The organism is Mesorhizobium sp. WSM4832 (genome assembly GCF_055811115.1).
On sequence record NZ_JBVVQH010000030.1, the window covers coordinates 37,744 to 52,388 of the forward strand.

Genomic DNA, 14,645 nt, shown 5'->3' on the forward strand with positions numbered 1-14,645 from the left:
GCGCGCCCGACGAACCCCAGAATCGGAGAAATCAGATGGATCCGAAACCCATCAAGATCGGCCTTATCGCCGAACTTACCGGCCCGTTGTCCTTCATGGGCATCGCCAATGCGAACCTCACGACCATGCTCGTCGACGATATCAACGCCAGCGGCGGCCTGCTTGGCCGGCCGGTGCAGGTCGTCATCGAGGATGGCGAGACCACCGACAGCGTCGCCAAGGCAAGGACTGCGAAGCTGATAGACGTCGACAAAGTCGACCTGGTCGTCGGCGGCATCTACAGCTCGACCCGCCAGGCCATCAAAAGCGAGGCAGTCGCGCGCGGCAGGACGCTCTATATCTACACCGAGCAGTACGAGGGACAGGAAAACGACCCGCTGATCTTCTGCACGGGTCCAGTGCCCGCGCAGCAGGTCGAGCCGCTGATCCCATGGTTCATGAAGCGCACCGGGGCGAAGAAGTTCTACCTGCCATCAGCCGACTACATCTGGCCTCACTTGCTGAACAAGGCGGCGAGCCGGGTGGTGCGCGCCAACGGTGGCGAGATCGTCGGAGAGGAGTATTTTCCGCTCGATACCGTCGATTTCCGGCGCACGGTGCAGCAGATCATGGCGAGCGGCGCCGAGGTTGTGTTCAACACCCTGGTTCCGCCGGGCTTGACGCCGTTCCTCGACGAGCTCCACAAGGCCGGTTTCGGCAAGCGGGGCGGCAAGATCATCTGCACCTACTTCGACGAGAACTTCTTCAATCTCGTGCCGTCCGAGCAGATCGAGGGCCTCTATAGCTGCCTCGACTACTATCAGGAACTCGACGGTCCGTTCGACCGCGCGCTCTTACGCCGTTACCAGGACCGATTCCCCGGCAGCGCGATGTTGACCGCGGGCAGCGGCTGCACCGGTCACTACCGGGCGATCAAGATGTGGGAAGCGGCGGTGAACGAAGCCGGCACGATCGAGCGCGACGCGGTCATCCGGGCGCTCGATCACGCCCGGATCAGCGAGGGACCGGGCGGGCCGGCCGAGATGGTCCCCGGCCAGCACCATGTCCGCATGACCATGTATATCGCGCAGGCGCAGGGCGGCAGATTCAAGGTCGTTGAGAACCTGGGTCCGATCGATCCCAACGAACGGATGCTTGCTGACGAACTCCAGCTCAGCAGTGCCGACTAAGCCATCGATTTCGATCGCTGTCCTTGCAGGCGGGGGCGAGCGGATGCTTGCCCCCGCCATCCAACCGTGTCGACGGTCGCTGTTCCCGATCTGCGCCAAGCGACTGTTGGCCACGAGCGCTAGAGCGTTTCACCGTTTCACGGAAACGGCGAACCGCTCTAGCTCCTTGTTCTTACGCAATTCCGGACGGAAAACCGCTCACACTTTTCCTGGAATTGCTCTATCTGCTGCGCCGGATGCGAAGTCGCTGACAGGCAGAGAACTTGAGCCTGTTCAATGTCTGCTTGTTACAGCAGAGCGGACAAATTTTGAAAGCGATACCCGGGGGAACGCCCGGCGTCAGCTATTTCGTGTCGTCACGAAAGTGGCGGCGGCTTTCAGCAGAGCCGCGTAAGCGCCGCTGTGGTTTCAGCGCGAGGCCAACCACCATTTCCACCATTTGTTTCTTGAGTGCCTCCTGCCCGCCGGTGCTGAAAAGGTCCGTGCCGAAGATGTGCGAAAAGCTGGTTCGGTTTGAGACATTAAAGAAGCTCATTGCGCTGATGTGCCAGTGCAATTGAAGCGGCGTCACGTCCTCGCGAAACACACCAGCCTCGCGGCCGCGCCGGCAGATCGTCTCCAGCTTCTGCACGGCGCCGGCATTCAGGGGGCGGATCAGTTCGGATCGCTCCAGATAAGCCCCGTGGTGGATGTTCTCGATCATGATGAGCCGGATGAAGTCCGGGTGGCGTCTGTGGTGGTCGAAGGTGAACTCCGCGAGCAGCTTCAAAGCCTCGACTGGCGGCACGTGGTCGAGTTCCAGTTCCTGTTCGCCGGCACGGACCTCGCGATAGGCTTCTTCAAGGACCCGCCTATACAGCCCCTCCTTGTCGCCGAAATAATAGTAGATCATGCGCTTCGAGGTGCTCGTCTTGGCTGCGATCTCGTCGATGCGCGCCCCCGAGAGGCCGTTCGCGGCAAATTCCGCCATCGCCACGGCAAGGATATTCTTGCGCACGCCAGCGGGGTCCTGTTTCCAACCGCCGCTGCGTCCATTCGCCGGTTTGTCGTCCATGATCGGCAGCCGCCTCCGGTCCGAACGGTTACATCCGAATGGGTCTTTAGCAAATTAACCGGCTTGTACAAAGTGGTTGACGAAATTAACCAGACAGTACAAAGTGCGCCTGGATGCCGGGAGGAGCTTGCCGATTACGTGGCAGGTCCGGGAGGTCGCATTGAAATCGTTTGCTGCTCGCGCGACGGCGGATGAAGGAGTAGTTGCTCCCGATCAGCGGTGCGTGCTGGTGGGCCTGGTCGGGCGCGGCATCCAGCAGTCGCGCACGCCGGCCATGCATCAGACGGAGGGCAGGGCGCAGGACATCGCCTACATATACCGCCTGCTCGACGCCGACCGCATGGGCGAGGGCACGCTGCGGCTGGAGGACATCCTTGCTTTCGCCGGGCATCTCGGCTTCGACGGGCTGAACGTCACTTTTCCCTACAAGCAGGAGATCATTCCGCTGCTCGACGAATTGTCCGAAGCGGCGGATGCGCTCGGCTCGGTCAATACCGTCGTGCTGCGCGGCGGCCGCCGGGTCGGGCACAACACCGATTTGTGGGGGTTCATGGAAAGTTTCGGGCGCGGCATGGCGGGAGCGCCACGCGACAGCGTCCTGCTGCTCGGAGCCGGCGGGGCGGGCGCGGCGGTGGCCCATGCTCTGCTCAAGCTCGGCGTCAAGCGGCTGCTCGTCGGCGACATCGCGCATACAAGGGCAGCGGCCCTCGCCGCGCGGCTCGGATCGCTCTTCGGTCCGGACCGGGTGACCGCCGTTTCCGACGTCGCCGCGGCTACGGCGCGAGCCGACGGAATAGTCAACGCGACGCCGGTCGGAATGGCCAAGCTGCCGGGCATCCCGCTCGATCCGGCGCTGCTGAGGCTCGAATGCTGGGTCGCCGACATCGTCTATTTCCCGCTGGAGACCGAACTGCTCGCCGCGGCGCGCCAGCGCGGCTGCCGCACGCTCGACGGCGAGGGCATGGCCGTCCACCAGGCGGCGCGAGCCTTCGAGCTCTTTACCGGCATTCAGCCGGATGTCGATCGTATGAGGGCGGCCTTCGCCGCTTTCGGCGACACGCCCGTTCCCGAACGGGAGGGTGGGCGAAGCCCGACAGGCCCAACCGAATGAAAACAGGGAGGAAGACATGATGTTGAAAACAACTCGCCGCGAATTTCTCGTCGGCGCCGGTCTCGTGGCGACTGCCACGACGTTTCCGGCCTTTGCCCAGGAGAAGCCCAAGCTGCGATTCTCGGCCGTGTTCTCGGAGCAGGATATCCGCGCCGAGATGATGAAGAAATTCGCCGACGCCATCAAGGACGACTTCGCTTTCGAAGGCTACTACGGCGGCAATCTCTTCAAGCAGGGAACGGAGCTGGTCGCCATCCAGCGCGGCAACCTGGAAATGGGCAACATCGCACCGCAGGACGTCTCCAAGCAGATCCCGGCATGGTCGATCGTCACCGCCGGCTATCTCTTCCGCGACGCTGCCCACATGCGGAAATTCTTCGCTAGCGAATCGGGCGCAGAGCTGAAGAAGATGACCGAGGACCAGCTTGGCATAAAGGTGCTCGGCCCGACTTATTTCGGCGTGCGCCAGGTGGGCCTCAAGCCCGACAAGCAGATCAGGACGCCCGCCGACCTGGCTGGCATCAAGCTGCGGATGCCCGGCGGCGACGCATGGCAGTTCCTCGGCTCCGCGCTCGGCGCCAATCCGACACCAATGGCCTATGCGGAGGTCTATACCGGTCTTCAGACGGGTGCGATCGACGGCCAGGACAATCCACTGCCGAATGTCGAGAACATGAAGTTCTACGAGGTGATGTCCCAGATCGTGCTCACCTCACACCTCGTCGGCTTCGATCTCCTCGCCGTTTCGAAGAAGGTGTGGGACGAGATGGGCGCCGACAAGCAGGCAAGGTTCCAGGCGGCTGCCGATGCGGCCATCGAATTCTCGACCGAAAAGCACCTGACCCACGAGAAGGAGCTCGTCGGGTTCTTCAAGGGCAAAGGGCTGAAAGTCTATGAACCCGACGTGGCTGCCTTCCGCAAGCACGTGCAGGAGCAGTACCTGGCCTCCGACCTGGCGAAGGAGTGGCCGGCGGGCATGGTCGAGAAGATAAACGCGCTCTGATGGTTCGGCCGGGCGAGCAAAGAGGAGCTCGCCGCAGCCACCTGGTGCACCGTTCACAGCCGTGAGGAACCGTTTTGAACACCAATTTGAGCCTCATTGCCGGCCGGCTGTATCGCTTCGCGGAATTTGTGCTGGCGGCGATGCTGGCGCTGATGTTCGCCGCCTTCGCCCTGCAGATCGTCTTCCGCTACCTGCTCAATCTTCCGATCGGCTGGACCAACGAGCTCAGCGTGATCCTCTGGATCTGGCTGGTCCTGTGGGGCGCCGCCTTCGTGATCCGCGAGGAGGAGGAGATACGCTTCGACCTCATCTACGCGTCGGCCGGCCAGACGGCCCGCCGCATCATGTTCCTGATCGCGGCCGCGGCGCTCATCGCGCTTTACGCGATCTCCTTTCCGGCAGTCTTCGACTACGTGACCTTCATGAAGGTGGAGCACACCGCCTATTTGAAGTTCCGCTTCGATTGGCTGTTCTCCATCTACCTGGTCTTCGTCGTCGCCACGCTGGTCCGCTACCTTTGGCTTTCCTGGCAGGCCACCTTCGGCCCGGCTCCGAAGAGGCCCGATCCGACAGAGATGGGGACCGGCACGTGAACCTCGCCCGCCCTTTCTCCCTGTCGGTCGTCGCGATCACCGCTCTCGCCTTTCTTGGCCTGCCGATCGGTCACGCCATGATTGCCGGCTCCATCCTCTACCTGCTGCTCGCCGGACTCGACATGGGCACCGTCGCCGAGCAGCTCCTGAACGGCATGTACGCCAACTACATCATCCTCGCCGTCCCGCTGTTCGTGTTGGCCGCCGAGCTGATGAACGTCGGCTCTATGACCGAGCGCCTGCTGCACTTCTGCAACGCCTGCGTCGGCCGGTTCCGCGGCGGTCTTGCCTTCGTCAACATCGTCCAGGCGATCATCTTCGCCGGCATGTCGGGCTCGGCTATCGCCGATGCCGCCGGCCCCGGCAAGCTCATGCAGAAGATGATGACCAAGGACGGAAAATATCCGCCGAGTTACGCCGCCGCGCTCTCCGCCGCGACCGCTGTGATCGGCCCGATTATCCCGCCTTCAATCCCGATGGTCATCTACGCGCTCGTCTCCGACGCTTCGATCGGCTACCTCTTCCTCGGCGGCGTCGTGCCGGGCCTTCTGATGGCGGGCGGCCAGATGATCATCGTCGCCTATCATGCCCGCGTCAGCGGCTTCCCAGTCGAGCCGCCGACGCCGCTGCGCCAGCTGCCGCGTATCACCTGGCAGGCGCTGCCCTCGCTGATGATGCCCGTGGTGCTGCTCGGCGGCATCTATAGCGGGGTGACGACGCCAACCGAGGCAGCCGCCGTCGCCGGCGTCTACGCGCTGCTGGTTTCGATTTTCCTCTACCGCAGCGTCAGCTTTGCCGACTTCTACCGCTCGGTGCTGGTCAGCGCTCGCACCAGCGCCTCGATCGGCATGCTGATCGGCGGCGCGCTGGTGTTCAACTATGTGGTCACCGTCGAAAACATTCCCCAATCGGTGAGCGCGCTTCTGCAGACCTGGCAGTTGTCGCCTACCGGCTTCCTCATTCTGGTAAATATATTGCTCCTCCTGCTCGGCTGCGTGCTGGAGGGAACCACCATCCTGCTGGTGATCGTTCCGGTGCTCATCCCGACCGCGAGGGCCCTGGGTATCGATCTTGTGCATTTCGGCGTGACTGTCGTGGTCAACATCATGCTCGGTCTCGTGACGCCGCCTTATGGCCTGCTGCTCTTCATCATGACCAGGATCGCCGAGGTGCCGTTCAGGGACTTGGTGCGCGACATACTGCCCTTCCTGTGGGCGATGATCGGTTCGCTGGTGCTGATCACCTTCTTTCCAGGCCTCGTGCTCTGGCTGCCGCGCCTGCTTGGCTATCCGGGCTGATAGAGGGGAGAAGACGACGATGAAGCCCATCTTCGTGATCAACGGTCCGAACCTCAACCGCCTCGGAAAGCGCGAGCCGGAAATCTATGGCACGACGACGCTGGCCGAGATCGAGGCGATGTGCCGGGAGGCCGCGGGCACGTGGCCGGTCCGTTTCCATCAGTCCAATGCCGAGCACGAAATCGTCGACTGGATCCACGAAGCCTTGGACGACGGAGCGGGCATCCTCATCAACCCGGCTGGTCTCAGCTTCAGGTCGATCCCGATCCTGGATGCGCTGAAGATGTTTCCCGGGCCGATCGTCGAGCTGCACATCTCGAACATCCATCGCCGCGAGGCGATCTACCACCGTTCGCTGGTGTCCACTGCCGCCACGGCCGTCATCGCCGGTCTCGGGCCTCGCGGATACCCGACCGCGGTGAAATCGCTGATTGAACTGATCGGACAAGCCGGGCCGGCGGACCCGTCGGGCGGACCGATGCATCGGAGGAATGAACGGACTGGTTAGTGCTCGTGAACCGTTAAACCGAAAGGGAGGAAAGCCGACATGTGCCCACCAGGATGCCTGCATTCGATCTGTGAGAAGGCGACCCGCAGGGGTCTGCTGAAAGCCGGTTTCACGCTCGGTCTCGGCGCTGCTGCTGCGGCCGCGCTCCCCACCACGCCGTCAGCCCAGGCGGGGGCGATCAATTTCACCGAAACGATCGACCTTTCCCATGCCCTCTATGAGGGTTTCCCGACCTTCAGCGGCGAGAAATGGTTCACGGTGGAGCATCTCGTCACTTTCGCCAAGGACAAGGTGAACTTGAACCGCTGGACTATCGTCGAGCACAGCGGCACGCATATGGATGCACCGATCCACTTCTCCGCCGATGGCCTGACGGCCGATCTGATCCCGATCTCGGACCTTATCGTTCCCGTCGCGGTCATCAACATCGCCGCGCGCGCCGCCGAGAATGCGGACACGAGCCTGACGCCGGACGACATAAAGGCATGGGAGGCGAAGAACGGCAGGCTGCCGGACGGCTGCTGCGTGGTGATGAATTCCGGATGGCACAAACTGGTCGGCGACCCGAGGTTCACCGGCAACGACAAGGAGAAGAAAAACCACACGCCGGGCTTTCACATAGAGGCCGCGCAGTTCCTGATCGGCGAGCGCAACGTGAAGGGCATCGGCGTCGACACGCTTTCGCTCGACACCGGGCTCAACTCGAGCGGGGCGTTTCCGGTCCACTACGAATGGCTGGGCAGCGGCCGCTGGGGCATAGAGTGCCTGGCCAATCTCGATGCAATTCCCGAGTCCGGGGCGCGTCTGTTCCTTGGCATCCCCAAGGTGAAAGGCGCAACCGGCGGTCCCACTCGCGCGATCGCGCTCCTGTAACTTCGCAGGCGAAATAATGAAAACCTCCATCGCCACCGTTTCCATCAGCGGCGACCTGCGGGAAAAACTCGCAGCGATCGCCGCCGCCGGATTCGATGGCGTGGAGATATTCGAGAATGATTTCCTGGCCTTCGACGGCACGCCTGCCGAGGTTGGCCACATGGTACGCGACAACGGGCTGGAGATCACACTGTTCCAGCCGTTCCGCGATTTCGAGGGTCTGCCCGAGCCGCAGCGAAGCCGCGCCTTCGACCGCGCGGAGCGCAAGTTCGACGTGATGCAGGAACTCGGCACCGACTTGATGCTCGTCTGCTCATCGGTCTCGCCGGTGTCGCTCGGCGGCATCGACCGCGCCGCCGCGGATTTCCATGAACTCGGCGAGCGCGCAGCGAAGCGAGGCTTGCGTGTCGGTTACGAGGCGCTCGCCTGGGGCCGGCACGTCAACGATCATCGCGACGCATGGGAAGTCGTGCGCCGCGCGGGACACCCCAACATCGGCTTGATCCTCGATTCCTTCCATACGCTGGCTCGTAGGATCGAGCTGCCCTCGATCCGCGCGATCCCTTCAGACAAGATATTCATCGTCCAACTCGCCGACGCGCCGCTGATCGATATGGACCTGCTCTACTGGAGCCGGCACTTCCGCAACATGCCGGGCGAAGGCGACTTGCCGGTGCGCGAGTTCATGCAGGCCGTCGCAGCAACAGGCTACAACAGCTACATATCGCTCGAAATTTTCAACGACCAGTTCCGGGGCGGCTCGGCCAAGGCGATCTCCGTCGACGGCAAGCGTTCGCTCATCTGGCTGATGGACCAGGTGTGGCGTGCGGAGCCGGCACACGATGTTTCGGTGCCGGCGATGCCAGACCGCATCGGCGTCGAGGGGGTCGAGTTCGTGGAATTCGCCGCGAATCCGGAGGGAGCCGTGTCGCTTGGCAGCCTCCTCACCACGCTGGAATTCTCCGAGGCCGGGCGTCACGTCTCCAAGGATGTCACCCTCTACCGGCAGGGAGAGATCAACATCGTCATCAACACCGAACGGCAGGGCTTTGCGCATTCCTCCTTCGTCGTTCACGGCACGTCGGCTTATGCGATCGGGTTGAAGGTCGAGGAAGCGGCAGCGGCCGTCGCCCGAGCCGAGGTGTTGGGGGCGGAGATTTTCTATCAGCAGGTCGGTCCGGGCGAGCTGTCGATCCCGGCGATCCGCGGCGTCGGCGGCGGGCTGATCTATTTCCTCGATGGCAAGACAGACCTGGCCAGGGTCTGGGACATCGAATTCAAGCCTGTCGCTGCCGCCGGCGCCGGCAGCGGCGCTGGCCTCACCCGCATAGATCATGTCGGCCAGACCATGTTTCACGAGGAGATGCCGAGCTGGCTGCTCTTCTACGTCTCTCTCTTCAGGACGACGAAGACGCCGATGGTCGACATCGTCGATCCGGCAGGCCTCGTTCGCAGCCAGGTGATCGAGGGTCTCGACAAGCGCCTTCGCCTCACCCTCAACGGCGCCGAGAGCCGTCGCACGCTTGCCGGCCACTTCATCGCCGAGACTTTCGGCTCGGGTATCCAACATCTCGCCATGGCGACAGACGACATTTTCCTGACCGCCGAAAGGCTCAAGGCCAACGGCTTCGAGCCATTGCAGATTTCCATGAACTACTATGACGATGTGGAGGCGCGTTTCGGTCTCGACCCCGAGCTCGCCGACCGGCTGCGCGTGTCGAACATCCTCTATGATCGTGATGAGAAGGGCGAGTTCTTCCAGCTCTATGCGCCGACCTTCGGCGAAGGTTTCATCTTCGAGATCGTCGAGCGGCGCGGCGCCTATGCAGGTTATGGCGGGCCGAATGCGCCGTTCCGCATCGCCGCGCAAAAGCGCATGATGCCGCCCAAGGGAATGCCGAAAGTCTGAACCGCACGAAATTCGCTGGCAGGCAGGCCGACAGTCGGCCCAGGGTTACCGCTCTCAGCTGCTGCGCGTCGCCACGAACGTCGCCGCCGCTTTCAGCAACTCCGCCTCTTCGCCATAAGGCTCGAGCAGCGCATGCGCCTGATCGATGAGGCCGTGGAGCTGGCCGCGCGCCCAGTCGGCCCCGTGCAGCGCGGCAAGCGTCGCCTTGCCGGCGGCGGCGTCCTTGTTCGTCGCCTTGCCCATCTGCTTGGCGTCGGCGGTGAGATCAAGAAGGTCGTCGGCGAGTTGGAAGGCAAGGCCGATCGCCGAACCGAACTCCGCCAGCCTCTCGCGGTCGGCGGGCGGCGCGCCGGCGACGATCGCGCCGGCCTCGCAGGCGAAGCGGATCAGCGCGCCGGTCTTCATCGCCTGCAACGTGATGATGCCCGCCTCATCGGGCCGTTTGCGCTCGGCCTCGAGATCGAGCGTCTGGCCGCCGACCATGCCGCCGGCGCCGGCCGCGCGAGCAAGGGAGAGAACAAGGGCGGCCCGGCGTTCGGCCGACAGCGCGGTCGCTTCGTCGGCGATGATGTCGAACGCCATGGTCAGCAGCGCGTCGCCGGCAAGGATCGCGGTCGCCTCGTCGAAGGCCCTGTGCACCGTCGGCTGGCCGCGGCGCAAATCGTCGTCGTCCATGGCCGGCAGGTCGTCATGGATCAGCGAATAGCAGTGCACGCATTCGAGCGCCGCCGCGACGCGGAGCGCCGCGTCACTATCGGCAGAAAACAGCGCCGCACTTTCCATGACCAGAAACGGGCGCAGCCGCTTGCCGCCGTTGAGCACGCCGTGGCGCATCGCCGCCATCAGGCGCTCGGGCCGCGCGATCTCGCCGGAGAACAGACGCGCGTCGAGGATCCGGCGCAGCTCAGTCTCGACCGCGGCGGCGCGCATAAAAAGCGCGGTTTCGAAGGCGATCTGGTCGTCTTTGCTCATGGCCGGGAGCGGTAGCCGACACTCAGACATTGCGCAAGCAGGCGCGCGCCTTTATGCCGGAGGGGGCGAGGCATGGGTGGGGCGGCTTGACGGAACCGATCGTCGAACATGAAAGCGAAGGGCTGGACATGGCGCGGCCGCGGCGCCTGAACCGCGCCGGTCTGAAGCGCATCGTCCGGCGCTGCCTGGTCGTGGCGTTGGTGCTGGCGGCTATCCCGGTCGTGCTCACCTTCCTTTATCTGCCGCCCTTCGTGCATCCGGTTTCGACGCTGATGTTGAAGGACCTCGTGACCTTTTCGGGCTACGACCGGCGTTGGGTGTCGATCGACGACGTGGCGCCGGTGCTGGCGCATTCGGTGATCATGTCGGAAGACGGGCAGTTCTGTTTCCATCGCGGCGTCGATCTGGGCGAATTGCGCGGCGTGGTCGACGACGCGCTGGCCGGCGAGGCGACGCGCGGCGCATCCACCATCACCATGCAGACGGTCAAGAACCTTTTTCTCTGGGCGCGGCCGCTCAGCAGCGTGCGCAAGGTGGTCGAGCTGCCCTTAGCCGTCTATTTCGATGCGGTGATGTCGAAGCGGCGGATCATGGAGATCTATCTCAACGTCGCCGAATGGGGACCGGGCATTTACGGCATCGAGGCCGCCGCCCGACACCATTTCGGCGTCTCGGCCAAGCAATTGTCGCGCCGGCAGGCGGCGCTGCTCGCCGTCAGCCTGCCCAATCCGATCGCACGCAATCCGGCAAAGCCCGGACCGGGCTTGCGGCGACTGGCCTCGCTGATAGAAAGGCGTGCGAGCAGGTCCGGCGCGTATGTCGGCTGTCTTGACTAGGACGGAGCGGCGCTGGCTCAAAAAAATTCGCGGGCACGCTGGCCAAAACGGCGCAGGGCGTGTATAGGCACCCGACTTTCTCAGATTATGGCCTCGATGCGGCCCTTTCGCGAGGGTTACCGAGGCATTTTGACCATGTAGTGGAGCATATCCATGGCCGTTCCAAAAAGAAAAACCTCTCCGTCGAAGCGCGGCATGCGCCGCTCGGCCGACGCCCTCAAGGCCCCGACCTATGTCGAGGACAAGAATTCCGGCGAAATGCGCCGTCCGCATCACATCGACCTGAAGACCGGCATGTATCGCGGCCGCCAGGTTCTGGAGCCGAAGGAAAGCTGAGAAGCTTCCACGGTTTGTGACGTTTTCAAAAGACCGGCCTCTGGCCGGTCTTTTTGTTTTGGCCTCTGGTCGATCGAGGCCTGGGTCGCGCAGGCTGCAGAAAAGCCAGGGCAACCGGCTGACATCGTTATTTCATTAGGTCTTACAGCGTGTTCGTCGCCGCCAGCGAAAAACCTTGACGGCGCGCTTGCCGCGGATTTTACAAAAGGGCTGCCCTTTTGGAGTCGCCCAGATGTTCGGTGCCGTCCCGCTGCTGATCGTGCCCTTCGTCCTCTACAATCTCGGCCTGCTGGGATTGTTCGGCGGCGGCGACGATCCCTGGATGATCGAGATGTTCTCCTTCCGCATGATGTCGGGCGGCGTCTTCTCGATGACGCTCGGCGACCTGATGGTGCTGATCGGGCTGATCTTCCTGTTCGTCGAGATCTCAAAATCGGTGCGCACCACCAATGCCTCGATCCTGGACCATCTTCTGTCGACACTGGTCTTCGTCGCCTTCCTGGTCGAGTTCCTGCTGGTGAAGGGCGCGGCGCATTCGGTGTTCTTCACGCTGATGATCATCGCGCTGTTCGACGTGCTGGCCGGCTTCTCGGTGTCGATGCGCTCGGCGAGCCGGGATATCAATTTGAACTGAGGGATATAGCGCAGAAGCACGACTTCACGATTGGCGGAACATGTTGATCGTCATTCTATGGTCTGCGCGCGTCGCTTCGCTCCTGCTTCGCCCTGGAATGACGAAGCTCTTCCCCTCACCTCAACCTGCCGCCGTTTCAACCTTCCGCGCGACGACCGCCTCGTACGCTGCCTGCAGCTGCTGGCGCACGGTCGGCGTGCCGGGCGGTGTCTTCACGGGCATGCCCAGATGCTCGTGGCGCAGTTCGTCCATGAATTGCTCCCAGAGCTGGGGGCCGCCTTTTTCGAGCAGCTCGGCGCGGATCGAAAGCTCCTCGCTGACCGGCAGCCAGACACGTCCCCAGGCGCCGAGATGCGCCATGATCGGCACGAGCGTGATCGCCATCTCGGTCAGGCTGTAGATCGCCTTCTGCTTGTGGCTTGGATCGTCGGCCTTGGTCAACAGGCCCAGTTGCATCAGCCGCTTAAGCCGGTCGGCCAGGATGTTGGAGGCGATGCCCTCGAGCGAGAAGTTGAGCAGTTCGCGGAAGTGGCGTTTGCCGCCGAAGATCATGTCGCGCAGGATGATCAGGCTCCAGCGGTCGCCGAAAACCTCCAGCGACAGATTGATCGGGCAGCCGGATCGACGGTCGATGCTCATGGCGGTCTCCAGAAAAACCAGTTGCATTATGATATCAGTTTCATTATCGTGCAACTGATTGCAAAATGCAATCAGATTGGAGGAGCAGATGACCACTGCAGCGCACCCCGATATCGCTTCCGAGACGTTCGGCGACCCAGCCGATCCGGCGATCCTTCTGGTCATGGGCGCCATGGCTTCGATGCTGTGGTGGCCCGAAGCGTTCTGCCGGCAGCTCGCCGGGCGCGGCCGCTTCGTCATCCGCTATGACAACCGCGACACCGGCCTGTCGACCAAATATCCGCCAGGCGCGCCGCCCTATACGTTCGAGGACATGGTGGACGATGCCATGCGCGTGCTCGATGACCATGGCGCCGCAAAGGCGCATGTCGCCGGCATGTCGATGGGTGGCATGATCGCGCAGAATGTGGCGCTGAAATATCCCCAACGCGTCCGCGCGCTCACCGTGATCTCCTGTTCGCCGCTCGGTGTCGACACGTCGGACCTGCCCGGAACGACCGAGGCCTACAAGGATCATTCGGCGGAAGGCGCCGACGTCGACTGGTCGAACCGAGAGCAGGTGCTCGGCTTCATGGTCAAGGACGCCCGCGCGATTGCCAGCACGCTCCATCCATTCGACGAGAAACGGACACGCAAGATGATCGAGGAGGATTACGATCGCTCCGGCGGTCTCGCCAGCGCGACCAACCATTTCCTGCTCAAGGGTGGCGGTCCGCAGCGCACGGTGCGGGATCTCGGCGCGCCGCTGCTCGTCATCCACGGCACCGCCGATCCTCTTTTTCCGATCGAGCATGGCGAAGCGCTCGCGAACGCTGTGCCCGGCGCAAAGCTGGTGCGGATCGAAGGCGGCGGCCACGAGCTGCACCGCAACGACTGGCCGCAAATCGTCCAGGCCATCGCGAACCACGGCTGATCGGCGAGGGTTCAGCCTCGACCCCGGCAGTCCATGAAATAGTTAAGTGATCACTTCAGTATCGACTCGACGTCTGACGACAGGAGAAAAAATGTCCCTGACGCTGTATTTCCATCCGCTGGCCTCGTTCTGCTGGAAGCCGCTGATCGCGTTCTACGAGAACGAAACGCCGTTCGAACCGGTCATTGTCGACCTTGGCGATGAAGCATCGCGCGCGGCCTTCCTGAAGGTATCCCCGACCGGCAAGATGCCCGCCTTGCGCGACGATGCGCGCGGCCGCACGGTGCTGGAATCGACCATCGTCGTCGAATACCTCGCCGCGCATTGTCCAGGGCCGGTCGCGCTCGTTCCCGCCGATGTCGATCTCGCCCTCCAGGTCCGCCAGGCGGATCGCTTCTACGATTTCTATGTGCAGCATCCGATGCAGAAGATCGTCGGCGACAGGCTGCGGCCAAAGGAGCAGACCGATCCGTTCGGGGTCGAGGAGGCGCGCGCGCAGCTGCGCAATTCCTACGCCATTATCGAAGAGGAGATGCAGGGCAAGAGCTGGGCGATGGGCGAGACCTTCACCATGGCCGACTGCGCCGCCTCGCCGGCGCTGTTCTACGCCAACAAGGTCGAGCCGTTCGGCGACAAGCTCGCGGCCGTGAAACGCTACCACGACCGGCTGCTCGCGCGCCCGTCCTTCGCCCGCGTCATCGAGGAAGCGCAGCCCTATTTCAAGCTCTTCCCCTACAACGACGGCTAGCCCGCGATGCTGCGCGATCTCGCCCAGCTCGGCCTTATGTTCCAGGCCC

At 63.2% G+C, this 14,645-nt stretch carries 16 protein-coding genes; 13 read left to right on the forward strand and 3 right to left on the reverse strand.

Going from position 1 to position 14,645, the window contains the following annotated elements:
* The first annotated feature begins 35 nt into the window (after positions 1–35).
* Entirely contained in the window at positions 36–1,169 is a 1,134-nt protein-coding gene (locus AC0L2L_RS30905; RefSeq protein ID WP_473583635.1) for a substrate-binding protein, read from the forward strand.
* A 343-nt stretch (positions 1,170–1,512) separates the two neighbouring features.
* On the opposite strand, the gene AC0L2L_RS30910 is transcribed toward AC0L2L_RS30905, so the two are convergent.
* Complete coding sequence (locus AC0L2L_RS30910; RefSeq protein WP_473583636.1) at positions 1,513–2,223, reverse strand: TetR/AcrR family transcriptional regulator; 711 nt, start codon at positions 2,221–2,223, stop codon at positions 1,513–1,515.
* A 229-nt stretch (positions 2,224–2,452) separates the two neighbouring features.
* On the opposite strand from AC0L2L_RS30910, the gene AC0L2L_RS30915 reads away from it, so the two are divergent.
* The 7 genes from AC0L2L_RS30915 (at position 2,453) to AC0L2L_RS30945 (ending at position 9,518) form a co-directional block, all read left to right on the forward strand.
* Entirely contained in the window at positions 2,453–3,334 is an 882-nt protein-coding gene (locus AC0L2L_RS30915) for a shikimate dehydrogenase (protein WP_473583660.1), read from the forward strand.
* 16 nt (positions 3,335–3,350) lie between these two features.
* Entirely contained in the window at positions 3,351–4,337 is a 987-nt protein-coding gene (dctP, locus tag AC0L2L_RS30920) for a TRAP transporter substrate-binding protein DctP (protein WP_473583637.1), read from the forward strand.
* Between the two features lie 74 nt (positions 4,338–4,411).
* Positions 4,412–4,930: a TRAP transporter small permease gene (locus AC0L2L_RS30925; protein ID WP_473583638.1), complete on the forward strand. Its 519-nt coding sequence runs from the start codon at positions 4,412–4,414 to the stop codon at positions 4,928–4,930.
* Positions 4,927–6,228 (forward strand): TRAP transporter large permease, encoded by a 1,302-nt coding sequence (locus tag AC0L2L_RS30930; RefSeq protein WP_473583639.1) that lies wholly within the window; start codon positions 4,927–4,929, stop codon positions 6,226–6,228. Before AC0L2L_RS30925 ends, AC0L2L_RS30930 begins: the two co-directional genes overlap by 4 nt.
* Positions 6,229–6,247: 19 nt before the next feature.
* Positions 6,248–6,736: a type II 3-dehydroquinate dehydratase gene (locus AC0L2L_RS30935; RefSeq protein WP_473583640.1), complete on the forward strand. Its 489-nt coding sequence runs from the start codon at positions 6,248–6,250 to the stop codon at positions 6,734–6,736.
* Positions 6,737–6,775: 39 nt separating this feature from the next.
* Positions 6,776–7,609: a cyclase family protein gene (locus tag AC0L2L_RS30940; RefSeq protein WP_473583641.1), complete on the forward strand. Its 834-nt coding sequence runs from the start codon at positions 6,776–6,778 to the stop codon at positions 7,607–7,609.
* A gap of 16 nt (positions 7,610–7,625) precedes the next feature.
* Positions 7,626–9,518, forward strand: coding sequence for a bifunctional sugar phosphate isomerase/epimerase/4-hydroxyphenylpyruvate dioxygenase family protein (locus AC0L2L_RS30945; RefSeq protein ID WP_473583642.1), 1,893 nt, complete (start codon positions 7,626–7,628; stop codon positions 9,516–9,518).
* Between the two features lie 54 nt (positions 9,519–9,572).
* On the opposite strand, the gene AC0L2L_RS30950 is transcribed toward AC0L2L_RS30945, so the two are convergent.
* Positions 9,573–10,490 (reverse strand): polyprenyl synthetase family protein, encoded by a 918-nt coding sequence (locus tag AC0L2L_RS30950; protein ID WP_473583643.1) that lies wholly within the window; start codon positions 10,488–10,490, stop codon positions 9,573–9,575.
* 128 nt (positions 10,491–10,618) lie between these two features.
* Between AC0L2L_RS30950 and AC0L2L_RS30955 the strand changes: the two genes are divergently transcribed.
* The 3 genes from AC0L2L_RS30955 to AC0L2L_RS30965 all read left to right on the forward strand — a co-directional run bounded on the left by AC0L2L_RS30955 (position 10,619) and on the right by AC0L2L_RS30965 (position 12,296).
* A complete protein-coding gene (locus tag AC0L2L_RS30955; protein ID WP_473583661.1) occupies positions 10,619–11,326 on the forward strand; it encodes a biosynthetic peptidoglycan transglycosylase in 708 nt (235 codons plus the stop codon).
* A gap of 153 nt (positions 11,327–11,479) precedes the next feature.
* Complete coding sequence (gene rpmF, locus AC0L2L_RS30960; RefSeq protein ID WP_006203806.1) at positions 11,480–11,662, forward strand: 50S ribosomal protein L32; 183 nt, start codon at positions 11,480–11,482, stop codon at positions 11,660–11,662.
* A gap of 232 nt (positions 11,663–11,894) precedes the next feature.
* Positions 11,895–12,296, forward strand: a complete 402-nt coding sequence (locus AC0L2L_RS30965) for a hypothetical protein (protein ID WP_027166632.1) — start codon at positions 11,895–11,897, stop codon at positions 12,294–12,296.
* Between the two features lie 120 nt (positions 12,297–12,416).
* Here the strand turns inward: AC0L2L_RS30965 and AC0L2L_RS30970 are convergent, their stop codons facing one another.
* The gene (locus AC0L2L_RS30970) at positions 12,417–12,935 is read right to left on the reverse strand and encodes a winged helix-turn-helix transcriptional regulator (protein WP_473583644.1); all 519 of its coding nucleotides are present in this window, start codon (positions 12,933–12,935) and stop codon (positions 12,417–12,419) included.
* A gap of 88 nt (positions 12,936–13,023) precedes the next feature.
* On the opposite strand from AC0L2L_RS30970, the gene AC0L2L_RS30975 reads away from it, so the two are divergent.
* On the forward strand, positions 13,024–13,848 hold the full coding sequence (locus tag AC0L2L_RS30975; protein WP_473583645.1) for an alpha/beta fold hydrolase: 825 nt from the start codon (positions 13,024–13,026) through the stop codon (positions 13,846–13,848).
* Between the two features lie 91 nt (positions 13,849–13,939).
* Positions 13,940–14,596, forward strand: coding sequence for a glutathione S-transferase family protein (locus tag AC0L2L_RS30980; protein ID WP_473583646.1), 657 nt, complete (start codon positions 13,940–13,942; stop codon positions 14,594–14,596).
* Positions 14,597–14,645: the final 49 nt, after the last annotated feature.